The organism is Fimbriimonadaceae bacterium (assembly GCA_023957775.1).
Lineage (GTDB): Bacteria > Armatimonadota > Fimbriimonadia > Fimbriimonadales > Fimbriimonadaceae > JAMLGR01.
In genome coordinates this window covers 187,530-210,863 of the sequence record JAMLGR010000003.1, presented here as the reverse complement: position 1 = coordinate 210,863, position 23,334 = coordinate 187,530, and the positions used below count along the sequence as shown (strand labels likewise).

26 protein-coding genes are annotated in these 23,334 nt (G+C 65.4%); 14 read left to right on the top strand and 12 right to left on the bottom strand.

Annotated elements, in window-relative coordinates:
* Positions 1–6: 6 nt before the first annotated feature.
* The 4 genes from M9921_04065 to M9921_04050 all read right to left on the bottom strand — a co-directional run bounded on the left by M9921_04065 (position 7) and on the right by M9921_04050 (position 3,218).
* Positions 7–876, bottom strand: a complete 870-nt coding sequence (locus tag M9921_04065) for an ABC transporter permease (protein ID MCO5296011.1) — start codon at positions 874–876, stop codon at positions 7–9.
* Complete coding sequence (locus M9921_04060; protein MCO5296010.1) at positions 873–1,823, bottom strand: ABC transporter permease; 951 nt, start codon at positions 1,821–1,823, stop codon at positions 873–875. Before M9921_04060 ends, M9921_04065 begins: the two co-directional genes overlap by 4 nt.
* A gap of 273 nt (positions 1,824–2,096) precedes the next feature.
* Positions 2,097–2,651, bottom strand: a complete 555-nt coding sequence (locus M9921_04055) for a peptidylprolyl isomerase (protein MCO5296009.1) — start codon at positions 2,649–2,651, stop codon at positions 2,097–2,099.
* Between the two features lie 45 nt (positions 2,652–2,696).
* The gene (locus M9921_04050) at positions 2,697–3,218 is read right to left on the bottom strand and encodes a GYF domain-containing protein (GenBank protein MCO5296008.1); all 522 of its coding nucleotides are present in this window, start codon (positions 3,216–3,218) and stop codon (positions 2,697–2,699) included.
* Between the two features lie 133 nt (positions 3,219–3,351).
* Between M9921_04050 and gltX the strand changes: the two genes are divergently transcribed.
* Positions 3,352–4,860, top strand: a complete 1,509-nt coding sequence (gltX, locus tag M9921_04045) for a glutamate--tRNA ligase (GenBank protein ID MCO5296007.1) — start codon at positions 3,352–3,354, stop codon at positions 4,858–4,860.
* A 3-nt stretch (positions 4,861–4,863) separates the two neighbouring features.
* Here the strand turns inward: gltX and M9921_04040 are convergent, their stop codons facing one another.
* The 4 genes from M9921_04040 to M9921_04025 form a co-directional block, all read right to left on the bottom strand.
* Positions 4,864–5,754 carry a prepilin-type N-terminal cleavage/methylation domain-containing protein gene (locus M9921_04040; GenBank protein ID MCO5296006.1) on the bottom strand — a complete coding sequence of 297 codons (891 nt, stop codon included), beginning with the start codon at positions 5,752–5,754 and terminating at the stop codon, positions 4,864–4,866.
* Between the two features lie 36 nt (positions 5,755–5,790).
* Positions 5,791–6,015 (bottom strand): hypothetical protein, encoded by a 225-nt coding sequence (locus M9921_04035; protein MCO5296005.1) that lies wholly within the window; start codon positions 6,013–6,015, stop codon positions 5,791–5,793.
* A gap of 9 nt (positions 6,016–6,024) precedes the next feature.
* Positions 6,025–6,234, bottom strand: a complete 210-nt coding sequence (locus M9921_04030) for a hypothetical protein (GenBank protein MCO5296004.1) — start codon at positions 6,232–6,234, stop codon at positions 6,025–6,027.
* A gap of 64 nt (positions 6,235–6,298) precedes the next feature.
* Positions 6,299–7,192 (bottom strand): prepilin-type N-terminal cleavage/methylation domain-containing protein, encoded by an 894-nt coding sequence (locus tag M9921_04025; protein ID MCO5296003.1) that lies wholly within the window; start codon positions 7,190–7,192, stop codon positions 6,299–6,301.
* A 148-nt stretch (positions 7,193–7,340) separates the two neighbouring features.
* Here M9921_04025 and M9921_04020 point away from each other — a divergent pair, with 148 nt between their 5' ends.
* Genes M9921_04020 through M9921_04000 form a run of 5 tightly spaced genes read left to right on the top strand, consistent with a single transcriptional unit; the run spans position 7,341 to position 12,808 of the window.
* Positions 7,341–8,210, top strand: coding sequence for an NAD(P)-dependent oxidoreductase (locus M9921_04020; GenBank protein ID MCO5296002.1), 870 nt, complete (start codon positions 7,341–7,343; stop codon positions 8,208–8,210).
* Positions 8,207–9,709: an ABC transporter ATP-binding protein gene (locus M9921_04015; GenBank protein ID MCO5296001.1), complete on the top strand. Its 1,503-nt coding sequence runs from the start codon at positions 8,207–8,209 to the stop codon at positions 9,707–9,709. The genes M9921_04020 and M9921_04015 overlap by 4 nt, the downstream gene beginning before the upstream one ends.
* Positions 9,706–10,701 (top strand): ABC transporter permease, encoded by a 996-nt coding sequence (locus M9921_04010; GenBank protein ID MCO5296000.1) that lies wholly within the window; start codon positions 9,706–9,708, stop codon positions 10,699–10,701. The genes M9921_04015 and M9921_04010 overlap by 4 nt, the downstream gene beginning before the upstream one ends.
* A complete protein-coding gene (locus M9921_04005) occupies positions 10,689–11,540 on the top strand; it encodes an ABC transporter permease (GenBank protein MCO5295999.1) in 852 nt (283 codons plus the stop codon). The genes M9921_04010 and M9921_04005 overlap by 13 nt, the downstream gene beginning before the upstream one ends.
* A 2-nt stretch (positions 11,541–11,542) precedes the next feature.
* Positions 11,543–12,808, top strand: coding sequence for a hypothetical protein (locus M9921_04000; protein ID MCO5295998.1), 1,266 nt, complete (start codon positions 11,543–11,545; stop codon positions 12,806–12,808).
* Positions 12,809–12,998: 190 nt separating this feature from the next.
* Here the strand turns inward: M9921_04000 and M9921_03995 are convergent, their stop codons facing one another.
* The gene (locus tag M9921_03995) at positions 12,999–14,243 is read right to left on the bottom strand and encodes a S41 family peptidase (protein MCO5295997.1); all 1,245 of its coding nucleotides are present in this window, start codon (positions 14,241–14,243) and stop codon (positions 12,999–13,001) included.
* 196 nt (positions 14,244–14,439) lie between these two features.
* Between M9921_03995 and M9921_03990 the strand changes: the two genes are divergently transcribed.
* From M9921_03990 to rimK, 5 genes are all read left to right on the top strand, one after another.
* Positions 14,440–14,742 carry a Rid family hydrolase gene (locus tag M9921_03990; protein MCO5295996.1) on the top strand — a complete coding sequence of 101 codons (303 nt, stop codon included), beginning with the start codon at positions 14,440–14,442 and terminating at the stop codon, positions 14,740–14,742.
* Positions 14,739–15,371, top strand: a complete 633-nt coding sequence (locus tag M9921_03985) for a class II aldolase/adducin family protein (protein MCO5295995.1) — start codon at positions 14,739–14,741, stop codon at positions 15,369–15,371. Before M9921_03990 ends, M9921_03985 begins: the two co-directional genes overlap by 4 nt.
* Positions 15,372–15,527: 156 nt before the next feature.
* Positions 15,528–17,093, top strand: a complete 1,566-nt coding sequence (locus M9921_03980; GenBank protein MCO5295994.1) for a calcineurin-like phosphoesterase family protein — start codon at positions 15,528–15,530, stop codon at positions 17,091–17,093.
* 47 nt (positions 17,094–17,140) lie between these two features.
* Positions 17,141–17,590, top strand: coding sequence for a RimK/LysX family protein (locus tag M9921_03975; GenBank protein MCO5295993.1), 450 nt, complete (start codon positions 17,141–17,143; stop codon positions 17,588–17,590).
* A complete protein-coding gene (rimK, locus tag M9921_03970) occupies positions 17,587–18,729 on the top strand; it encodes a 30S ribosomal protein S6--L-glutamate ligase (GenBank protein ID MCO5295992.1) in 1,143 nt (380 codons plus the stop codon). The genes M9921_03975 and rimK overlap by 4 nt, the downstream gene beginning before the upstream one ends.
* A gap of 70 nt (positions 18,730–18,799) precedes the next feature.
* Here rimK and guaB read toward each other — a convergent pair whose 3' ends face one another.
* Positions 18,800–20,275, bottom strand: a complete 1,476-nt coding sequence (guaB, locus tag M9921_03965; protein MCO5295991.1) for an IMP dehydrogenase — start codon at positions 20,273–20,275, stop codon at positions 18,800–18,802.
* Positions 20,276–20,380: 105 nt separating this feature from the next.
* Here guaB and M9921_03960 point away from each other — a divergent pair, with 105 nt between their 5' ends.
* Genes M9921_03960 through M9921_03950 form a run of 3 tightly spaced genes read left to right on the top strand, consistent with a single transcriptional unit; the run spans position 20,381 to position 22,535 of the window.
* Positions 20,381–20,722 carry a YbjQ family protein gene (locus tag M9921_03960; protein MCO5295990.1) on the top strand — a complete coding sequence of 114 codons (342 nt, stop codon included), beginning with the start codon at positions 20,381–20,383 and terminating at the stop codon, positions 20,720–20,722.
* A gap of 31 nt (positions 20,723–20,753) precedes the next feature.
* Positions 20,754–21,755, top strand: coding sequence for an aldo/keto reductase (locus M9921_03955; protein MCO5295989.1), 1,002 nt, complete (start codon positions 20,754–20,756; stop codon positions 21,753–21,755).
* A 60-nt stretch (positions 21,756–21,815) separates the two neighbouring features.
* Positions 21,816–22,535 carry an aquaporin gene (locus M9921_03950; GenBank protein MCO5295988.1) on the top strand — a complete coding sequence of 240 codons (720 nt, stop codon included), beginning with the start codon at positions 21,816–21,818 and terminating at the stop codon, positions 22,533–22,535.
* Positions 22,536–22,559: 24 nt separating this feature from the next.
* On the opposite strand, the gene M9921_03945 is transcribed toward M9921_03950, so the two are convergent.
* Both M9921_03945 and crcB read right to left on the bottom strand, forming a co-directional pair.
* Entirely contained in the window at positions 22,560–22,913 is a 354-nt protein-coding gene (locus tag M9921_03945; protein ID MCO5295987.1) for a DUF190 domain-containing protein, read from the bottom strand.
* Between the two features lie 14 nt (positions 22,914–22,927).
* Entirely contained in the window at positions 22,928–23,308 is a 381-nt protein-coding gene (gene crcB, locus M9921_03940) for a fluoride efflux transporter CrcB (protein ID MCO5295986.1), read from the bottom strand.
* Between the last annotated feature and the right edge of the window lie 26 nt (positions 23,309–23,334).

Sequence of the window (23,334 nt, the reverse complement as noted above, 5' to 3'; positions counted from 1 at the left end):
TGGGCGTCAGGCCTCGGCCTTGGGGCGGACGAATCGTTCCCGCAAGCGGGTGAACCAGGCCATCGGCCTCACCTGCGCGCCCGACTTCGGGTCGAGGGCGGCGCGCAGGCTGTCGCCCACGAAATTCAGCGAGAAGATCGTGAGGCTGAGCACGATGCACGGCCACAGCAGCAGCATCGGGTGCGAATTCATGTCCGAGCGCGCGTTGTTGATCATGCTGCCCCAACTCGGGGTGGGGGCCTGCACGCCGATTCCGAGGAAGCTGAGCGTGCTCTCGGCGAGGATCGTCCCCGCCAGATCGACCATGCCCACGGCCAACACGATGCCCCAAAGCTGGGGAAGCACGTGCCTGGTGACGACGTGCCAAGGCGAGGAGCCGATGGCCTTGGAGGCGATGACGAACTCCCGGTCTTTCAGCGTCGCCACCTGGGTGCGCACCAGGCGCGCCATCCCCGGCCAAGCCGTGACGCTCAGCGCGGCGATCACGGGGGTCATGCCCATGCCGAACACCCCGATGATCAGGATCGCCAGCAGGATGTCCGGAAACGCGAACATGCCGTCGGTCAAACGCAGCAGCGGCATGCTGATCCAACGCGGCGCGTACACTCCGACCACGCCCACGAACACACCCACGGAGATGGAGATCGCCTGGACGATCAGGCCGACCAGCAGCGAGATGCGCGCGCCGTAGGCGATTCTTGCGAACACGTCGCGACCGACCTCGTCGGTCCCCAACCAGTAGTCGGCGCCGGGCGGCGTGTGGGGAGGGGCGCCCATCTCGAACGCGGAGTGGCGCATCGTCGGTCCGAAGATCGCCACGAGCACCAGCAGCACGAGAAAGCTGGCTCCAAACCAGAACAGCGGATCGCGCCTCAAATCTGGGCCTCCCGGATGCGCGGATCGAGCATGGGTTGAAGCAGATCGACCAGGAGGTTGATCGCAATGAACATGGCGCCTGTGATCAGGATGCACGCCTGGACGACGGGGACGTTGCCTTGCTGGATGGCTTCGATGGCTTCGCGACCCAATCCCGGAAGCACAAAGAAACGCTCGACGACAAACGATCCGGTCAGCAGGAAGCCGAAGCTGGTTCCGATCGCGGTGATCACCGGCAGGATCGCGTTGCGCAGGGCGTGTCGGAAGATGAGCCGGGCGGGCGGCACTCCCTTGGCGATCGCCGTGCGGATGAACTCCTGTTTCAGCGTGTCCACCATGCTGGCGCGGGTCAGGCGGGTGAGCATCGCCATCGGGCGCGCCGCGAGCACGATCACGGGCAGGATCAAGTAGTAGATGTCCGGCGCGACGCGATCCACGGCCCACGTTTGGGGAAGGCGGTTGAGTTTGAGCGCAAAGATGTACACGAGGATCGGGGCGAGCACGAAGTTGGGCAGCGTGACGCCCAGGGTGCTGACGGTCAGAACGAATCGGTCCGCCCCCCGGTTCTCGCGGATGGCCGCCAGCGTGCCGAGAAGAATGCCGATGCCGGCGGCAAGGAGAATGGCGAGCCCCGCCAGCTTGGCGGTCATGGGCAGGTCGCGCTTCACGATATCGATCACGGGCTCTTTCGTGCCGTAGTAGCTGGTGCCGAAGTCCAGCCGCGCCGCATCGCCCAGCCATTCGACGTAACGGATGGGCCAGGGTCGGTTCAGCCCCAACTGTTCGCGCAAGCGCTGGATGTCTTCGATGCGCGCCTTCTCACCGGCCAGCACCGTGGCTTGGTCGCCAGGCGCCACCTCGTCGGCGACAAACACCACGAGGGAGATGAAGATGAGACTCAGCAGCCCGAACAACAGCCGCAGAGAGATCGCCTTGAGGAGCCGCACGAGGGTTAGATTATACGCCCGCGGTGCCCGTGGCATAACCAGTACCGCTCTGCTGGCGTGATCTCACGCAAAGGACGCAAAGGTCATCCCGAGCGAAGTCGAGGGATCCGGACGTCCTCGCCGAGCGTGACCGTTACGGCGGCAGCGATCCTTCGGGTCCTGCGGGGCCGGATCCCTCGACTTCGCTCGGGATGACGTGGGAGATGCCCAAGCCCCAATGCCCAGGGCCCAAGGACCAAGGCCCAAGGCCCAAGGACGAAGGACGAACCCCCCCTATCCCCCCAGAATCGTCACGGCGGTCACGCGATCGCCCTTCTCCACCTTTTGGAGCACGTCCATGCCGGCGACGACCTGGCCGAAGACCGTGTAGTTGCCGTCGAGGAATTTCGAGGGGGCGAGCAGGATGTAGAACTGGCTGTCGCCCGCGTCCCGGTCCCCTTCTCGGTGGGACAGGCCGACGACGCCCGCCTTGTCGTTCAGCTTGCCGCTGTCTTCAAACGCGATCTTCGCCCCGCTGCCGCCCGTCCCCATAGCCGGGTCGTCCAAATCCTTGCTGCGCGATTGGGGGTCGCCGATCTGCACGAGGAATGGGCGTGGCTGGCGGACGACGCGGAAGAACCGTTGTCCGTCGTAAAAGCCCTGCTTGGCGAGCTTGACAATGTGCGTGGTCGTCTTCGGCGCCTCGTCGGTGAAGAGGCGGATGAACAGGTTCCCTCGCCCCTCGATGGCCACGCGCATGACCGTCTCGCCCGGCTTGGGCGTGTAGGTCTGCGCCAGAGCCGCCGCCGCGACGGCGAGGATGGCGATCAAGGCAAGGAATCCCCTCATGGTCTTCACGTAGTTTAGACGCGCGGCGACGCCGGGGAACATCGGCTATTCGGAAAGTTGTCGGCCGTAGCCGTCGAGCTTGACGCCGCCCGCCAGGATCACGATCCCGTCGATCACCGACCAGAGCCAACCGATGCCCAGCCCGCAAGGGAACAGCAGCAACTGCATCACCCCGTAGGCCGCATACCCGAGATAGAGGCGGCCGACGCCCGGGATCAAGAGCTGGAGTACACCGGCCAACACCCGGCTGCGATCGCTCGTGAGCGGATGGAACGCGGGGGCGTACTGGCCGCTGTGGGCGACTTGGGGAGGGGCGGAGGGGTACCGCGACGCCATCGGCGCGCTGGTGACGCCGAGGTTCGGCGCGCTCGACATCCCAAATCCAGGCGCCATCGGAGGGGGTGGCGGAGCGGAAAAGGGCTCAGCGGCCTTGAAGTTGGGGGCTAGCTCCTGGATCGAATCCGCCAACTGCCACTGCGGCATGCCATTGCGCCAGACGTAGGTGTCGCGCACGATCACCCCGCCATCGATCAACTCGTCGATCTGTTCGCGAGTGAGGGGTCCCAATTGCCCATAGTGTCCAATGTAGTACCACTCAGCCACGACCGCTCACCTGCCTGCCATTGTACAGGCCCTAAAGCCGTTGTACCGCATCCGCCCCGATAGTCGGGCCAATCGGCCCACGGGTACCCTTCGGCCCATGTCCGTTCGAGTTCGCTACGCGCCCAGTCCCACCGGCAGCCCCCACGTCGGGAACATCCGGACGGCGCTCTACTGCCACCTGCTGGCGAAGCACCAGGGGGGCACCATGACCGTCCGAATCGAAGACACGGACCGCGCGCGGCTGGTCGAGGGATGCGAGGCCGAGATTTTTGAGAGCCTCGAGTGGATCGGCATCGAATGGCAGGAGGGGCCCGAAAAGGGGGGCCCCCACGCGCCCTATCGCCAGTCCGAGCGCCAAGCGGCAGGCCTGTACGCCCCCCACATCGCGACGCTGCTGGAGTCGGGACACGCCTACAAGGCGTTCGAGACGCCGGAGGAGCTGGCCGCCCTGCGTGAGGCGCAGCAGGCGAACAAGGAGCCGGTGGGTTACTTCGGCGGGCAGTGGCGCGAGGCCACCGCCGACCAAGTGGCGCGGGCCGAGGTCGAAGGCAAGCCCTACGTGATCCGATTGAAGATGCCGCGCGATCGTCGGCTGACGTGCGAGGACGCGATTCGGGGACGCATCGAGTGGGAGCCCGGGCTTACGGACGACCCCGTTTTGATCAAGGCGGACGGGATGCCGACCTATCATTTCGCGGCGATGGTGGACGACCACCTGATGGGCACCACGCACATCATCCGCGGGGAGGAGTGGATCAGCTCGGCTCCCAAGCACGTGTGGTTGTTCGAGGCGTTCGGGTGGACCCCGCCGATCTTCGTGCACGTGCCGGTGATCAAGGGGCCGGACGGCGCGAAGCTCAGTAAGCGCCACGGCGACACCCGGTGCTTGGACTTCCGCAGCGCGGGCTACCTGCCGGAGGCGCTGGCGAACTTCATTGCGCTGATCGGTTGGTCGCCCGGGGGCGACAAGGAGCTGATGGGACCCGACGAGTTGGTGGCGGCCTTCGACCTCTCCGGTCTGCAACCCTCGCCCGGAGTCTTCGACATCGAGAAGCTGAACTGGATGAACGGGCAGTTCATCCGGCAGTTGGATCCCGACGACCTCGTGGCCCGCGTGAGGGCTTTCGTGGAGCATCCCGAGACCGCTGCCTACTGGGAAGTCCCGGAGAGGCGGGCGGCGGTTCCTGAGGACGCTCTGGCGCGTCTGGCGAGAGCATTGGCGGAAGAGCCGGAGTATGCGGGCAAGGCCCTGCCGTTGCTGCAAGAGCGCGTGGTCACGCTTGCCGATTTTGTGGAGGGCACGGCGTTCTTCTTCGTCGAGCAGCCCGAGATGGACCCCAAGGCCGCTGAGAAGTGGCTGGGGCAACCCCACGTGCCCCAACTGTTCGCCGACTTGGTCGGGTTCTTGGAAGGAACGCCTGCGGTCTCGGTCGAGGCGTGCGAGCAGTTCCTGCGGGGTTGGGCGGAAAGCAACGGCTTCGAGAAGTTGGGCCCCATCGTTCACCCGACGCGCGTCGCGCTGACGGGAAGGACCGTCGGCCCCGGCCTATTCGAACTCATGAGCGTGCTGGGGCCGGAGCGGATGCGGTCGCGCTTGGTTCCCTAGGCGCTACAGGAGATCCCACAGGTACTGGTCGAGATCGTAGACGAGTCCGGTCCAACCGTCCCGAACGTCGCATCCCAACGTGAGCGCGGGTATCCGTTTGGGCGTGGCGTGGCCGTCGGCCCAACCCACGTTGGCGATCTTCCCGGAGTGGTAGGGCCAGGCGCCCCCAAAGACGTTCCAATCATCGGGCCAGGACGGGTTCCACGCGCCGAACCAGAAGAACGACGTGCACGGCGGGTTGATGCGGGGGAAGGTGTCGCGATTGCTGGTGTCGAACCGACACGGCGGATCGATGCCCCAGTTTCCTCCTCCGACCGGTACGCCGTTTTCGCGATACCAAACCGAATTGACGAAGTAGATCGAGCTGGCGGGTTTGGCCACTTGGCTCTGCGTCGGGCTTTGCCCGCGATAGCCGTAGGGGTTGTTCGTCCCGCAGTAGGCCCCCATCCGGCCGAAGTACTGCATATTGAGCCCGTAGTCGGCTTTGACGGCGAGATTCAACTCACGCTGGGCCTTGCCGTACGGCACGGAATTGGGGTCCGTGAGATCGTTCATTCTCTCCTTCTCGCCGATGCCGCTCCCGGGCGACGCAAGGATCTGAAGGTTCTTCATATAGGGCTGGACGAGGTTGCCGATCACCTGATCCGGGCCGTTGGGTTGGTTCGGATCAGCCTCGAAAGTCCAGTTCTGTTGGATGATCGGGAACGCATCGTCGTAGTCCGGCATGTACATCATCACGGCCAAGAGGTACTGCTTCGTGTTGGATAGGCACGCAGTCTTCTTGGCGGCGGCCTTCGCTTGGGCAAACACCGGGAAGAGAATGGCGGCCAGGATAGCGATGATCGCGATGACGACGAGAAGCTCAATAAGGGTGAAAGCACGCTTGCGCACCATGACCCTTCATCGTACGACGAGTTTCAGCAGAAGAAGCTACTTTTTTCCGCCCATCATGATGGTGTCGCCGGAAGCGTCCTCTTCGCTGATGCGCGGTACGCCCGCCGGCGTTTGACGCTCCATGTCGTTGAGCACGGTGGGAACATCGGCCTCGCCCGCCTGCGGACCGCTGTTGAGGAACTTGATGCCGATGGCGATCGCGGCGACGACGGCGAGCGCCACCACCGCGATCACAAACTCCTTGCGAACTTCGTTCGCCATGGAATCGACCTAACCGCCGCCCTTCTTGGGTCCCGCCATCATCGAGGCATCCCCTGAGGCGTCTTCTTGGCTGATCTTGGGACCGCCTTGGGGATTGCTCTTCTGAATCTCCTGAACGGCGCTGGACGCCTCTTCACTCTGGCTTCCAGAGGAACAACCCACGATTCCAAAAGCGAACGCACACACGACAAATGCGAGACAGAGTCGCAGTAGCTTCATATGATCCTTCCCTTGAAACAAAGGGCCGCGCGGACCGGACGTCCGCGCGGCGTAGGTCGCCCTCTTAGTTGAGGTCCCAGAGATACTGGTCGATGTCGAAGATCGCGCCGGTCCAACCGTTTTGGACGTCGCAACCCACCGTCAGCGCGGGAATGCGCTTGGGAGTGGCGTGACCATCGGCCCAGCCGACGTTAGCGATCGTGCCGTTGTGATAGGGCCAAGCGCCACCAAACACGTTCCATGCGAGGGGCGAACCGGGGTTCCAGCCTCCCCACCAGAAGAACGAGGTGCAGGGTGGAGGAATCGGCGGGAACGTATCGGTGTTGTTGGTCGTGCGTCGGCACGGAGGATCGATGCCCCAGTTGCCGCCGCCTTGAGGCGCACCGCTCGAACCGCGGTCCCAAACCGAGTTCACGAGGTAAATCGTGCTGGCCGGTTTGCCGACCTGCCCCTGCGCGGTGCCAAACGCTTTGAAGCCCGACGGTGCCGCCGTCCCGCAGAATGCACCCATCTTGCTGAAGTACTGGGTGTTCAGGCCGTAGTCCGCCTTGATCGCGAGGTTCAGCTCCTTCTGCGCCTGCTTGTAGGGCACGGTGTTCGGATCGGTGAGATCCCTCATCCGCTCCAACTCGCCCGCGGCACTGCCGGGAGACGCGAGGATCTGGTAGTTCTTCATGTACGGCTGAACGAGGTTGCCGATCGCCTGATCCGCGCCCGTGGGCTGGTTCGGATTGGCTTCGTACGTGTTGTTGTACTGAATGATCGGGAAGACGTCGTCGTAGTCGGGCATGTACATCATGACCGCGAGCACGTACTGCTTGGTGTTGGAGAGGCACGCCGTCTTCTTGGCCGCGACCTTCGCCTGCGCGAAGACCGGGAAGAGAATGGCTGCCAGGATCGCGATGATGGCGATCACGACGAGAAGCTCAATAAGGGTGAAGCCCTTCTTACGAAACATGGAGACCTCCAAAGGATGAATTGCGCTCTCATCCTACGACGATTTTTACGAGAACACAACAATTGTGCTCGCAGTCGGTACCTGGCAACTTGCCGAGAGGTGTCCGTCCAGACCGCGAGGGGTAGCATGGAGCCGGTTGGAGGCGAGGGTGAGTCGAGTCGGATTTGTGGGTTTGGGAGTGATGGGAGGGCCGATGGCATCCCATGTGTTGTCGGGTGGTTTCGAACTGGCCGTGTGGAACCGAACGCCCGAAAAGACCGAGGCGCTCGCCCGGCGGCGCGTCGAAGTCGCGCCGGACCTCGAGTCGCTCGGGGCTTCGTGCGACCGGGTCTTCCTGTGTGTGACTCGGACCGAAGACGTCCGCGAGTGCCTCGCGGCCCTCACGCGCCGTGCCCGGCCCGGCACGTTGTTTGTGGACCACTCGACGATTTCGCCCACTGCCGCGATTGAAATCCACGGCGAACTCGGTGCCGAGGGCTTCGCGTTTGTCGACGCGCCGATCACCGGAGGCAGCGCAGGGGCTCAGCGCGGCTCCCTCACGATCTTCTGCGGGGGCAGTGAAGCCAACGTCCGCGCAGCCATGCCCGTGCTGAACACCTACGCCAGGCGGGCCGAGCGCGTGGGAGGGCCCGGCGCGGGCCAGATGATGAAGATGGCCAACCAGATCGCCGTAGGAGGAGCGTTGCTCGGACTTTGCGAGTCGCTCAGCTTTGCGGCCAAGGCGGGTCTCGATCTCAAGCAGGCCCACGAGCTCATCGGTTCGGGCGCGGCGGGCAGTTGGGCGTTCGAGAACTACGGACCGATGATCCTCGCCGAGGATTGGCGCCCCGGGTTCTCGGTCGCGAACCAACTCAAAGACTTCGGATACGTGCGGGAAGCCGCCCAGGCGATCGACGCCGCCACGCCCGGAACGGCCACGGTGGATCGGCTCCTCAAGCGCCTTGCCGACGAGGGGCATGGCGATTGGACGACGGCGGGCTTGTTTGACGCGATGCGACGGATGGGGTTCGACGAGTGATTCGACCCGCAGTCGAGATGCGCGGCATCTCGAAGCGCTTCGGATCGGTGCAAGCCTTGTCCGAGGTCTCGATCTCGGTGGCCTCCGGAGGCATCCACGCGATCGTGGGCGAGAACGGAGCGGGCAAGACCACCCTGATGCGGGCCCTCTACGGCTCCTTGAAGCCGGATGCCGGGACGATCCTCCTTGACGGGAAGGAGGTGGAGTTCCGCCGCTCCTCCGATGCCATCGCCGCGGGGATCGGTATGGTCAGCCAGCACTACAGCATCATTCCGGAACTCACTTGCCTTCAAAACCTGATGCTGGGCGCCGAGCCTTCCCAATTCATCGACCTTCGCGAAGCGGGCAGGCGCGCCCAGGAACTGGCCACGCGGATGGGGTTCGCGTTCGATTGGGAGGCGCCCGCGCGGGGCCTGAGCCCGGGAGCCGCGCAAAAGCTCGAGATCTTGAAGCTCCTTTGGAGGCGCTCCCGCATCATGATCCTCGACGAACCCACCGCGATGCTTTCACCCGCCGACGGGGAGGCCCTCTTCGAGAGCCTTGGGCGACTTGCCGCCGAAGGGGCGACCCTGATACTGGTCACCCATCGTCTGCCCGAAGTGATGGACCATTGCGCCGACGTCACGGTGCTGCGAGGCGGACGGAAGGTGGGGGAGAGCCGGGTTGCGGACACGAGTTCCGCCGAGTTGGCCGAATGGATCGTGGGCCACTCCCTCGAGCCTGTTGGCGAGCATCCGGCGCCGGCCCGAGGCGAAGTGACCTTGCGCGTCGAGGGCCTCGTCGTCCGTGGCGCGCGTGGCGACGAAGCGCTGAAGGAAGTGGGTTTCGAGCTTCGCGAAGGGGAGCTGGTCGGCATCGCGGGTGTCGACGGGTCGGGCCAGCGCGAGCTGGTTCACGCTCTGGCCGGGGTGGTGCCGTCCGTGGCTGGCACCATGGAATTGCAAGGGCAGCCCCTGGGGACGCTGAGCACCGCAGACCGCATCGCCCGCGGAGTTAGGTTGATTCCCGAAGATCGGCACGAGGAGGGGGTGATCGAGGAGTGGTCGCTCGAAGAGAACGCGGCCCTCGGGTTGCAGCGGCTGCCGCCTTTGACCCGTGGGATGCGCATCGACCGGGCTGAGCGCCACGCGCTGGCCGTACGGGTGGCAGAGCGGTTTGGAACCCGGCATGGAGGGTTTCAGCAGCCGATTTCCAGCTTGTCGGGCGGTAACCAGCAGCGCTTTGTGGCCGCCCGGGCCCTCGCGCTGGATCCCCGGCTGATCCTCGCGTTCCAACCCGCGCGCGGACTGGACATCGATGGCACGCGCCAGGTGTACGAAGCCCTTCGGGGTCAGTGCCGTGCGGGGGCGGCCGCGCTGGTGGTGAGCTTCGACCTTGACGAACTGCTCGAACACTGCGACCGGATTCTGGTGATGAACGCGGGGCGACTGGTGGAGCCCCCGTCGGGCTTTGCCAAAGACCGCGCGACGATCGGTCGCCTGATGGTGGGAGCGGCGTGAACTGGAAGCTGCTCGCTCTGGTGATCGGCGCCGTCGCCCTTCTGGCGGCCGCGATCCTGGCCACGGACGTCGCCCCGTTGGAGGCCCTCCAAACGTTGCTGCGTGGGAGCCTGGGTTCGCCGCGTGCAATCGGGGGGACCCTGAAGGAGACGACCCCGCTCCTCATCGCGGGGCTGGCGGTCTTCTTGGCCCTTCGCGCGGGGTTGTTCAACATCGGTGTCGAAGGACAGCTTCTGGTCGGGGCGATGACCTGCACGGTCGTTGTCCTGAGGCTTCCTGGGGTGATCGGCGTGATTTTGGGCGTGGCGGCGGGGATGGTCGCCGGCGCGGCCTGGGCGTTTCCCGCCGGCTGGATCAAGGCGTATCGCGGCGGGCACGAGGTGATCACCACGATCATGCTCAACAGCGTCGCGGCCTTGTTGACGACTGCCCTGGTGGCCGGGCCCCTCAAGGCGCCGGGCCAGGAGAGCACGACGACGGCCTCGATTCCGGACGCCTTGCTTCTGCCTGCGGTGGCCTCGGGCGAGGATTGGTCGCTGAGCCTCGCGTTGGTGATCGGCGTCGTGTTGACCGGTGCCATGGCGTGGTGGCTCCGGTCCAGCGTGGGTGGGTACGAGCTTCAGGCGGTGGGCGCGAACCCGACCGCCGCCGAGACCGCGGGCGTCTCGAGTCGCCGCGTGACGACGCTGGCGATGATGGCCTCGGGCGCGTTGGGAGGGCTTGCGGGCGCGCTTCAGGTGCTGGCTTACGAGGGGCGCTTTTACTCGGGCTTCTCGCCCGGCTACGGGTTCGACGCCCTAGGTGTCGCACTGCTTGCCGGGGCGAGCGCGTGGGGCGTGCTCCCAGCGGCCCTTCTGTTCGGCGTGCTGGCCAAAGGGGGCACAGCCGTGCAGATTCTGGGGGTGCCCAAGGGCATCACAGGCGTGGTGCTCGGCCTGTTGATTCTCATCTTCGCGGCGGTGCGGTACCGGAGGGTGCAGTGTCCGGCCTGACGATTCTGCTGCTGAGCACGGTGACGTTGAGCGCCCCGCTGATTCTCGCGGCCATGGGCGGTTTCACCAGCGAACGCGGGGGTGTGATCAACATCGCGTTGGAAGGGAAGATGCTGATGGCCGCCGCGGCGACGGCCCTGGTGGGCCTCGGGACGCACAGTGCGCCGTTCGGGCTGTTGGCCGGCATCGGTGCGGCGATCGTGATGAGTCTCCTCCACTGGCTGATCACGCAGTCGTTCCGGGTCGATCACGTGGTGAGCGGGATGGCGATCAACGCGATCGCACTTGGGGGCACGAACTTCCTGGACAAGGCGTTCACGGATCCCGCGCACGCGGGCGAGATTCCCAAGTTCCCGCTCGAGGCGTACTACGTGCTCGCCGTGCTCGTGCCCCTTGCCTTGTGGTTTGCGGCGCGTCGCACGCGGCCGGGGTTGCACCTCCTGGCGGTGGGAAGCGATCCCGACAAGGCCAGGCAGATGGGGGTTGCTCCTCTGAGGGTGCGGTTCTTCGGTCTGCTGGCCACCGGGGTGTTGTGCGGCTTGGCTGGGGCGATGTTGGTGACCAACGCAGGGCGTTTCACCGACGGCATGACCTCCGGACGCGGATTCATCGCCTTGGCGGCGCTGATCCTCGGGGGTTGGCGGCCGATTCCCGGCGCACTCGCGTGCGTGGGCTTTGGATTCGCCACGGCGCTTCAGCTTCAGATGCAGGGCACGGAACTCGCGGGGGCCCGGATCCCGTCCGAAGTGTGGCAGGTTCTCCCGTACGTCGTCACCGTGATCGCCCTGGCGGGCGCGCTCGGCAAATCGCGGGCCCCGGCCGGACTGGGCAAGCTATGACGATGATCTTGATGCTCGCGCTGCTTGCGGGACAGCCGCAGACGCCGGAGGAGGCGTTCAAGCACTGCCTGGCCGCGCACAAGGCGATGCGATCGGCGTCCATCGCGGTCGAATCGAAGTTGGACTACGCGGGCCTAAGCCCGGGCGGCGGCCGCTTTGACCTCGCTTTCTCGCGACCCGATCGCGCTCTGTTGAGGGTCCAAGAGCCGAAACGCGAGGGCCGACCCGCGACGGATCGCCGCTACCTGTTGACGCCGGGCCGCCTGACAGGTTTCGACATGGTGGCCAACGAGTTCCTCAAGCGCGATGCGCCGCCGAAGGGAACGCTGGCCGAGCGCTTCGTGCTGCTGCTCGGCGGGTTGGACGATGCCGTCCAGGCCGTGTTGGAGCCGAGCGTGCTGGCGGCGTTCCTTGCGCGGTACGAGCAGGTGACGAACTGGCAGATGGTCCGTAAGCCGGGTCTGCTGCGGCTGCAGCACGCCACCGGCGCCTCTTCGGCGAGGTTCGACCTCGACGCGTCGCAGTTCACGCTGCGCGCGGTGCATTTGGAGATCCCCAACGGCACGTTGGATTGGACGTTCCGGTACTCCGCGGCGCCCCCGCGCATCGACTTCGCGCCCGCGGGCAGTTGGATCGAGGTGCCCGCGTTCTACGTGGGCGCCGCTGCGACCTACGCCGATGCGCAAGCCAAGGCGCTGGCGAACAAGAGCATTCGCGCCTACGAGAACTACCGACGCGGGGCGTTCACCGTCGGCGGGTCGGACGGTTCCGTGTCGGCGGCTGTGGACGGGCGCGAAGGGCTGCAGCGGGGCGCCGATTACCAGTGGGTTTTCGACGGGAGGGCCGCGACGTTGGAGTTGCCGGGAGGCGCGTACTCGGGCAAGTGTTCGCTGATGGAGCTGCTCTCCGCGCTCTCTGCGGCCAACCGTCCCATCGATCCGTTCCTGCGCCTCCTCCTGGCCCGTCGCAACCCGATGCGGGAGCTTCTGGGACCGGGCATGAAGGCGCGGGTCGTCGGGTCCATCGTGCGCGAGGGCGTCCCGTGCGACATCTTGGAGATCGCCAGCCCCGGCGTTCGCATCTCCGCTTGGATTCGGAAGGACAACGGGTTGATCGCCGTGCTGTCGACGGAGAACCGGGATGCCAAGGGAAAGCTGGTCTCCGAGAGCGAGAAGGTGTTCGCGTACACGCCGCTGCCCACGGGCGAGACGTTCAGCGTGGCCGCCCAGGGGGCCAAACCACTGGGCGAGTTGTTGTCTAGGAACTAAGTGTGGGCGAAGAGCTTGTCGCAACACCCCTGGGTGCCACGCCCGCTTGGCGGGCGTGCTGAGGCTCTCCGCTCAAAGCTTGAGCGCACGCCCGTCCAGCGGGCGTGGCACCCGGTGAGCGCTTTGGCGCACGCCCGTCCAGCGGGCGTGGCACCCGGTGAGCACCAGATGAGCACCCGATGAGGCGAGGTTAGCCGTGCTTGAGCAGGGACACGGCCTTTTCGACGGCCACATCCTTCTCGTTGTAGCGGGGCGTCGGAGCCTCGACGTCGGGCTTGAGGCCGTTCCCTTCGAGGCGGAGGCCCTTGAGCGTCACGTAGTCCGTGATCGGGTACTGCAGCATGAATCCCTGAGGCAGGGGGACCATGATCGACGCCAAGACCGCGCCTGCCGACGGGTGGCCGACGATCGGCGCTTCCAGATTGTCCTTGAGCGCTGCGGCGGCGATCTCCGACGCGCTGCCCGAGCCCTCGTTCAGCAGGATCGCCACCTTGCCGGTGAACGGCTCGATTCGGCCCTTCATGGTGCGCAGCTTCGAAGGGGACCACTTGGCGATCGCGACGACGTCGTTGGGGTCGCCTTGCGTGTCCTCGACGAAGCGCTCGACCGTGCGCTTCGTAATGAAGCTGCCGATCGGCGTGCCGGGGGGCATGAGCAGGCTGAGGAAGTGCGTCATGTTGACGACGGCGCCACCGCCGTTGGACCGCAGGTCGACGATCAGGTTCTTGGCCTTGGCGGCCTGCTCCATCAGCTCCTCGACATTCTTGCGGTCGTAGCTCAGGTCAAAGGTGTAGATCTTGATGACGGCCGTGTCGTCGTTCGCCCAGGTCAGCGTCTCGGGGCGAACCGTGGAGAATTTGGTGCGCGTGAGCGTGACGGTCTTTTCCGTGCCGTCCTCCTTGCGGAGCTTGATTGAAACATCGGTTCCCTCTTGACCCGTGATCTGGGTCGTGGTCTCCAACTTCTTGCCGTCCGCTTCGAGAAGAAGGTCGCCCGGCACGATGCCCGCCTTGGTGGCCGGGGCGTCGGGAATCGTCATCACGACCCTGAAGCCACCCTCCTCCTGCACGATGGTCACACCGATGCCGATCACGGATCGATCGACGCGCGCCCGAGCGGCTTGGGGACTCATCAGCACAATGTGACTGAACCCGAACTGCTGCAGCGCCTTGTTGACGGCGGTGTTGAACGATTCGGCATCCTTCGCATCGTCGATCTCGGTGCGCTCCTTGTCCACGTAGCCGGCCCATTTGCTGAAGTCCACCCCCGGAACAAAGGCGTTTCGGGTGATCAACTCGGTCATGCGGGTCAAGACCTCGTCCTTCTCTTCCTTGGTGATGGGGGTTTGGGCTTGGACCAAGGCCGGGGCGGCGACCAAGGCAGCCAGGGCGAGGCCCGCAAAAGCACGGGTGAGGTGTTGGGCGATGTTCTTCATGACTTCTCTTGTATTAACGTTGTTCGTCGGGCACAAGTTCTCCCAAAGTGGGAGAGTCCGCGCTGGACTCTAGCTATTGTCGGCTCACGGTAGCATCCTTCGTATGGTTTGGCAACGTCGAAAGGTGACGTCGGGGTCACCGTGGGAGGCTCGCGTAGGATACTCGCGCGCCGTGCGCCTGGGGCCCCTGGTTTGGGTGAGCGGCACAACCGCGACCGACACCGAGGGGAAAGTGGCGTGTGTGGGGGATCCCTTCGGCCAGGCGCAACACGCGTTCGCGAAGATCGCGAAGGCACTTGAAGAGCTCGGTGCCGGCATGCAAGACGTGGTGCGCACGCGGATGTACGTGACCGATGTGAACGACTGGGAGGCCGTGGGGCGCGCCCACAAAGAGGCGTTTGGAGAGACCGGGCCGTGCGCGACGCTCGTGCAGGTCGCGGCTTTGATCGACCCCGCGATCCTCGTGGAGATCGAAGCCGAGGCGGTGGTGGCCTCGTGACCGAGCAGGCGCTGCGGGAGGCGATGTGCCGCGCCGGGCGGCTGCTGTGGGAGCGGGGCCTGGTGGGCGCGTCGGAAGGGAACCTGAGCGCGCGGCTTGAGGACGGGTCGATCCTGTGTACGCCGAGCGGAGGGTCCAAGGGGCACCTCGAGCCCGAGTCGCTGGTCGTGCTCGACCCCGGCGGGCGACCCGTCGACGGAGGGCGTCCCAGCAGCGAAATCCGCCTGCACCTGCGCGCGCTGGCGCGCCGACCCGACTGCGGGGCGGTCGTGCATGCGCACCCGCCGACCGCGACCGCGTTCGCCGTGGCCGGACGCACGATTCCCGACGACGTCTTGCCGGAGGCGATGATCGTGCTGGGCCCCGTCGCGCTCATCCCCTTCGCCATGGCCGGAACCGACGCGCTTCCCGACGCGATGGAGGACGCCTTTCCCAAGCACAAGACCTTCCTCCTGGGCCACCACGGCGCCGTGACTTTGGGCAGAGACCTCGAAGACGCCGTCCAACGGATGGAGACCCTCGAGCGCATCGCGGTGGTCTTGATGCGGGCCGAGGCGCTAGGCGGCGCAAAACCCCTGCCCGCCGAGGCGTTCGAAGCGCTCAAACACCACCTGCACGGCCGCCTGTAACCCCGACTGCCGCCCGTCTCCCGATTCCCGTCTCCCGATTCCCGTCTCCCGACTCCCGTCTCCCAATTCCCGATTCCCGTCTCCCGACTCCCGTCTCCCAATTCCGACTCCCGATTCCCGACTCCCGATTCCCGGCATGAAGGTATCTTCCGCCCCATGGTGTTCCGATCCTTGACCTTGCTCGCCGCGGCGCTTCTGGCCCCTGCCGGCCACGCTCTCGGCCTCCAGTCCATGGCGACCGGGGTGGTCTTCGAGGACCGCAACGCCAACGGAGTGCGAGACCGGGGAGAGCCCGGGCTGGTCGGGGTCCGCGTCACCAACCGGGTCGGTTTCACACGCACGGACAGGGAAGGCAGGTGGCAGCTCCCCGTGGACGACGATACGATCTTCAGCGTGATCAAGCCCAGGGGCTGGATCACCCCGATCGACAAGAATGGGCTGCCGAAGTTCTACAGGATCCACAAGCCGGCCGGCAGTCCCGCGTTCAAGTTCGCAGGCGTCGCGCCCACGGGGGCCCTGCCGGCGTCGATCGACTTTCCGCTGCGCCGGCATCGGGAATCCTCCAAGTTCTCCGCGCTCTTCTTTGGCGATACGCAGCCTAGGGACCTTCGCGAAGTGGACTACATCTTCCGCTCGATCGTGGACCCGCTGATCGGTGAGCGCGAGCACGCGTTCGGCGTGACGCTCGGCGACATCGTGTTCGACGATCTCTCGGTCACGCAGCCGTTGGTCGAGGCGATCGGACGTATCGGGATTCCCTGGTACTACGTGATCGGCAACCACGATCTCAACCTCGACGCGGCCGACGACGCGCACTCGGACGAGTTCTTCGAGAGCGTGTTCGGGCCGTCGTACTACGCCTTCGACTACGGCCCTACGCACTTCGTGGTACTCGACGACGTGTTCTGGTCCGGGCCCAACCCCGTGGCGAACGTGCGCGGCTCTTACAAGGCGGCTCTTGGACCCGTTCAGTTGGAGTGGTTTCGGCGCGACCTCGAGCAGGTCTCTCCCGACCAGCTCGTCGTGGTTATGATGCACATCCCTCTGAACGAGCTGGAGGAAAAGGACGCGGTGTTCCGGATCTTGGAGACCCGCCCCTACGCGCTGTCGGTGTCGGCGCACACGCACTTCCAGGAGCACCGCTTCTTCACCGCCAAAGAGGGTTGGCGCGGCGCGAAGCCGCACCACCACGTGGTCAACGTCACGGCGTGCGGGAGTTGGTGGTCGGGTGCGCCGGACCCGTTTGGCGTCCCGCACACCACGATGCGGGGAGGTGCGCCCAACGGGTATGCGATCTTCCGGTTCGATGGGAACGAGTATGCGATCGAGTTCCGTGCGGCCGGGCGGCCCGCCGACTACCAGATGCACATCATCGCCCCGGACGCGCTCCTGGCGTCTGAAACGCGCGGCACCACGGTTTACGCGAATGTGTTCGGCGGTTCGGAGTTCTCCGTGGTGGAGATGAAGTTTGCCGATGGCCCGTGGATTCCCATGCGGAAGGTGCTGGTGGAGGACCCCGACTACGTGGCGATGTTCAAACGCGACGCGTCGCTGCTGCCTCCCTACCGAGCGCTTCCCGCTCCCATCCCCTCGCCCCACCTCTGGAAGTCGGCCCTTCCGAAGGTGGAGAGCGCCGGCGTCTATCCGATCCACGTGCGGACCACGGACATGTTCGGGCAGACGTATCTGGGGACCAGGATCGTCCGAATCGACGCAGGATAGAGCGCGACCAACGACAAACGATCACCGACAAGCGACAGAATGACGAGATGATCACGATCGGTTACCTGGAGAGCGTCTCCTTCCCGGATTGGGGAATCGAGAACGTTCTGGCCAAAGCCGACACGGGTGCCCGAACCAGCGCGATCGACGTCCGGACGATCGAAGAGCTTCCGGGGTCGCGCGTTCGGTTCGAGGTCGTCGTCGATCGCGAGCCTGCGGAGCACACGTGGGTCGAAGCGGACATCGTGCGGCGCACGCGCATCAAATCGAGCTTTGGACGCTCCCACGACCGGCTGGTGGTGATTGCGCGCATCAAGATCGGAGACGTCGAGACGGAGGCCGAGCTCGGGCTGGTTTGTCGGAAGCGGATGCGGTGCCGCATGCTCATCGGCAGAACCACGCTCGAGGACCAGTTCCTGGTCGATTCCGGTCGGACGTTCGTGATGGGGGGCAAGCCCAAAAGGAAGCGGCGCAAGAAGGAGACTGTAGACCCATGAACATCGCCATCCTCTCGCGGCAGCCGCGAAGCTACAGCACCCGGCGGTTGCGCGAAGCGGCCCACTCGCGCGGCCACGATGTCCGCGTCCTCAACACGCTGAGGTTCGGCATCGAGGTGGAGGAGGAGAAGCCCGGTCTGTACTACCAGGGCCGTCGAATGCCTGTCGTCGACGCGGTGATCCCGCGCATCGGAACCTCGATCACGTTCTTCGGGACGGCGGTCGTGCGCCAGTTCGAGCAGATGGGGGTGTGCACGTTGAATTCGGCCTTGGGCATCTCGACGTCGCGCGACAAGCTGCGGTCCATGCAAATCCTCTCCCGGCACGACATCGGGATCCCCAAGACCGCGTTTGTGAAGGACAAGTCCGACGTGCTTCCCGCGATCCGCCGGGTCGGAGGCGCGCCGGTGATCATCAAGCTTCTGGAGGGGACGCAGGGGATCGGGGTGATTTTGGCGGATTCGCCGAAGATCGCGGAGGCGATCATCGAAACGCTTCACAGCACCAAACAGAACGTGCTCATCCAGAAGTTTGTCGCCGAGAGCAAGGGCACCGACGTGCGCGCGTTCGTCATCGGCGACCGGGTGGTCGCGGCGATGCGGCGTCGCGCGCAGGGGAGCGAGTTCCGGAGCAACGTCCATCGCGGCGGGCAGACCGAGGTGCTCGAACTCGACGAGAAGTACACGACCACGGCCGTGAAAGCCGCGCAAATCATGGGCCTCCATGTGGCCGGGGTCGATATGTTGGAGGGTTCCGACGGGCCGAAGGTGATGGAGGTGAACTCCTCGCCCGGGCTGGAGGGCATCGAAACGGCCACGGGGTTGGACATTGCGGGGATGGTGATCGACCACCTCCACGAGCGCCTCCAGTATCCGGAGGTCGATCTCAAGCAGCGCCTCACGCTGACCAAGGGGTATCGGATCGTGGAACTCCACGTGGGCCCAGACTCCGATCTCGCCAACAAGACGCTGCGCGATCTTCCCCTGAAGGACCTCGACATCCTCGTGCTCAGCATCGAGCGGCAGGGACTGGTGATCCCCAATCCCAAAGGAACCCGGGAGGTGCTGCCCGGCGACGTGCTTCTGTGCTTCGGGAAGAGACAGGCATTGGACGCCGTTGCCGGCCACGCCCCGGGGTAGGGGGACACGCCCGTCTAGCGGGCGTGGCACCCGTCTTGGCACCCGACTTGGCACCCGACTCGGGACCCGTCTACTCGACGTCGCCGCTGAACGGCGAGGAGTAGTTCGGGGGCTCTTTGGTGATCCAGACGTCGTGGGGATGGCTTTCGCGAAGCCCGGCTCCCGTGATCTTGAGGAACGTGGCTTTGGCCTGAAGTTCGGCTAGCGAGGACGCGCCGACGTAGCCCATGCCGGAACGCAGCCCGCCCATGATCTGGGTCATCGTCTCGTTCAGAGGCCCTTTGAAGGGGACCCGTCCCTCGACGCCTTCGGGCACGATCGCCGCCCCGGTCTCCTTGATCTGCATGTACCGGTCCGAGGATCCCTGCTTCATCGCGCCGATGGAGCCCATCCCGCGGTAGACCTTGTAGGCTCGGTTGCGGTAGATCTCGATTTCGCCCGGACTCTCTTCGCAGCCGGCGAACATGTTGCCCATCATGACGGTGCTCGCCCCGGCGGCGAGGGATTTCACGACATCGCCCGAGCTGCGAACCCCGCCGTCGGCGATCGTGGGAATGCCCAACTCGTGGGCCTCCTCGCAACAGTCCTTGATCGCGGTGAACTGCGGGACGCCGACGCCGGCCACGACGCGGGTTGTGCAGATCGAGCCCGCCCCGATTCCCAATCGGAGCCCGTCCGCGCCCAGTGCGTGGAGGGCGCGGACACCCTCTTTCGTCGCGACGTTGCCGGCGATGACGCGCAAGTCGGGGAGCTTCTCTTTGAGCAGCTTCAGGCAGTTCATGACGCCGGCGCTGTGCCCATGGGCCGCGTCGATGACCACGAAATCCACCCCGGCCTCGAAGAGCGCCTTGGAGCGCTCGTACGGCTCGCGAAGCGCTCCGATCGCGGCGCCGACCACCAGGCGTCCCTTGCCGTCCTTGGTCGCGTAGGGGTGGCGCTTGACCTTGAGGATGTCCTTGATCGTGATGAGGCCCTGCAAGCGGCCCTCGGCATCGACGATCGGGAGTTTTTCGATGCGGTGTTCGGCGAGGGTGGCCTCGGCCTGTTCGAGGGTAGTTCCGATCGAAGCGGTGATCAGGCCCTTGCTGGTCATGCGCTCGTGGATCGGTCGCGAGAAGTTCGTCTCGAAGCGGATGTCCCGGTTGGTCAGAATGCCTACGAGCCGACCCCCCTCGTCCACGATCGGCACGCCGCTGATATGGAAACGCTCCATCAGGTCGAGCGCGTCCTGGATCGACTTGTCGGGCTGAAGTTTGATGGGGTTGGTGATGACGCCGTGTTCGGAACGCTTCACCCGATCGACCTGCTCGGCTTGCTGCTCGATCGTCATGTTCCGATGCAGCACGCCGACCCCGCCTTCGCGTGCGATCGCGATCGCGAGTCGGGCGTCGGTGACCGTGTCCATGGGGGCGGACACAATGGGCGCGTGGAGGCGGATTCCCGGGAGGAAGGATGTGGAGGTGTCGACCTCGCTTGGCAGAACAGTGGTTTCTTGCGGAATCAAAAGGACGTCGTCGAAACTCAGTCCCTCGCGAAAGACCGGCATGGGGGCTCCTTGGTGGCGGTGGCTTGGAGTATGGCCTTTCCGAGGCCGGTCGATCAAGGGCTGTGCCGGGAAGGAGAGCCCACGCCAGACCCCGAACGTTGACGCATGGCAGACATGCACCCGTGGGTCACCACGGCCAACGGCTTCGACGGGTACCGCATTGTGCGAGGGATGGGCGTCGTGCGGGGCGTGACGGTGAGGAGCCGCTCGGTGTTCGGTTCATTCGGCGCCGGCCTGCAAACGCTGATGGGCGGGAATATCACCCTCTGGACCGAGTTGGCCGAGGCGACGCGCAGCGAGGCGTACGAGCTGATGATCCGACAGGCGTCGACGGTCGGCGCCAACGCGATCGTCGCGATGCGCTACGATGCCACGGAGATCGCCAACGGCGCGACCGAAGTGATCGCTTACGGCACCGCCGTCATCATCGAGGCGATCGCCCCGTAGGGGGCATCCTTCCCGTCGTTGAGGAGAATGTATGGAGTATCGATCGCTAGGCAGAACGGGCGTGCAGGTTTCGGCGGCGTGTCTTGGGACCATGACGTTCGGCTGGGAGCCGGACGACTGGGGCTCGCAAGAGAAGGAGAGCTTGGAGATCGCGGCAAAGGCGATCGATCTGGGGGTGAACTTCTTCGACACCGCGGACGTGTACGCCCGAGGGGTTAGCGAGACGATCGTCGGGAAGGCGCTCAAGGGCAAGCGCGACCGGATCGTGCTGGCGACCAAATGCCACGGCCGGATGGCCGACGACGACCCCAACGCGTGGGGCAACACCCGCCGGCACGTGATCGAGGCGTGCGAGGCCTCGCTTCGCCGGCTGCAGACGGATTGGATCGACCTCTACCAGATCCATCGCCCGCAGCCCGAGGTGCCGATCGACGAGACGTTGCGCGCCCTCGACGACCTGGTTCGCTCCGGGAAGGTGCGGTACGCGGGGTGCTCGACCTTCGCGGCGTGGCAGGTGTGCGAAGCGCACTACGTGGCCAAACAGCTCGGCGCCGCGGGTTTCGTGACCGAGCAGCCACCCTACAACCTCCTCGATCGCCGGATCGAGCGGGAGCTGCTCCCGTTCTGCCGAACCTACGGGCTCGGGGTCGTCCCCTGGTCGCCCCTGGCTGGTGGACAGCTCAGCGGCAAGTATCTCGGCGCGAAGCCGAAGAAGGGCCGATACGTCAAGAGCGACCCGGCGAACCGCGTGAATCGAGAGACAACGGCCGTGGTGGCAAAGCTCAAGAAGATCGCGGACAAAGAGGGTCTATCCCTGGCGACCTTCAGCCTTGCCTGGGTCGCCTCGCAGCCGGGAATCACGAGCCCGATCATCGGGGCCCGCTCGACCAAGCAGCTCGAAGAGTCGGTCGCCGCGTGCCAGGTCCCCCTCTCGGCCAAGGTGCTTGCCGCGGTGGACAAGGTCGTCGCCCCGGGGTCGCACGTGGTGGATTACTACAGCGCGAAGTTTGGCCCGAACGCGCGGCCTTGGTAACCTCGCGCTCCACTCAGGCCATGTCTTGCGTCTCTATGTTCAGATCGGGAGGGGAAGGATATGAATGTCAAAGCGCTGATCGCTGAGTTTCTCGGAACCTTTGCGCTGTTGTACGCGGGTGTGGGCTCGATTGCGGCCAACCAGTTGGGTGCCGGCATCGGACCGCTGGGTGTCGCCTTGGTCTTCGGTTTGGCCATCGCGGTGATGGTCGGGGCTTTCGGCCACATCAGCGGGGCGCACTTCAATCCCGCGGTGTCTCTCGGGCTGTTCGTCGGCAAGCAGATCTCTCTGCCGACGATGATCACCTACTGGATCGTCCAGGTGTTGGGCGCGGCAGCGGGCGTATGGATGCTGACGCAGACCATGGACATCAACGCCTTGAAGTACGTCCACATGGGGATTCCCGCGCTCGGCGACACGACGTCCCAAACCAGCGCCGTGCTGATCGAAGGCATCGCCACGTTCTTCCTTGTTTTGGTGATCTTCGGGACGGCCGTGGACAAGAGGGGTCAAAAGGCCTCGGCCGGCCTCTTCATCGGTCTGACGATCACCCTTGGAATGTTGTTTGCGGGGCAATCCACAGGCGCCGCCCTGAACCCGGCCCGGTACCTGGGATCGGCGTTCTTCTACCAGCCGCCAGAGGGTCAGCCGCAAGCCATGGCGGACATGCCGATCTACCTGGTCGGCACCCTGCTTGGCGGACTGCTCGCCGGGCTTGTGTACGGCCACTTCCTGATCAAGGACGACGCGTCGCCTGCAGCCGTGCCGGCCGACGCGTAGAGTGCTTGCCCCCGGGCCGGATGGTTACCTCTCCGGCTCGGGGTCGGCGCCGTGGACGTAGCGCTCGATCGAGAGGTCCCACGTGGCGACGAGCCCCTCGTCCACCATCTCGTCGAGCAGCGGGAGGAAGGTGTCGACGCGATCGGCCGTGTCCACGATTTCGATCACGATCGGCAGATCTTCCGATAGGCGGAGCACCGATGCCGTGTGGATGCGGCTCCGGGCGCCGAATCCCATGACGCCGCGGGTCACCGTCGCGCCCGCCATCCCCTGTTCGCGCGCCCGCTCCACGATCGCGGCGTAGAGAGGGCGGCCGTGCCACTGGTCGGTTTCGCCGCAGTAGATGCGCAGGCACTTTCCGGGTCCTTCGATCTTCATATCAAACCTCTTGGTTAGCCTCCCGCCATGGAGCGCGCGGCGACGATCCCCAACCAGGCTCCCACGATGCCAAGGACCACGTTGCCCAGCACGTACAGCAACGCAAGGCGGTGGCTTCCGTCGCCCAGCAACCCCACCGCTTCGTGTGAGAAGGTGGAGAACGTGGTGTAGCCGCCCAAGAGACCCACGCCGAGAAAGAGCCTCCATCCGGGCGACCAGTTCTCGCGCAACGCGAGCGCGAGCAGCGCGCCCAGCACAAACGACCCCGACACATTGACGGCGAGCGTTCCGATCGGAAACACGCTGCCGGCACGGTTCTGAATCAGACCACCGAGCCAATACCGCAGATTCGCGCCCAGGAAGCCGCCACATCCGACCATGAGGGTTTTCGCCAACGGGCCCACGCCCTAGTATGGTCGTT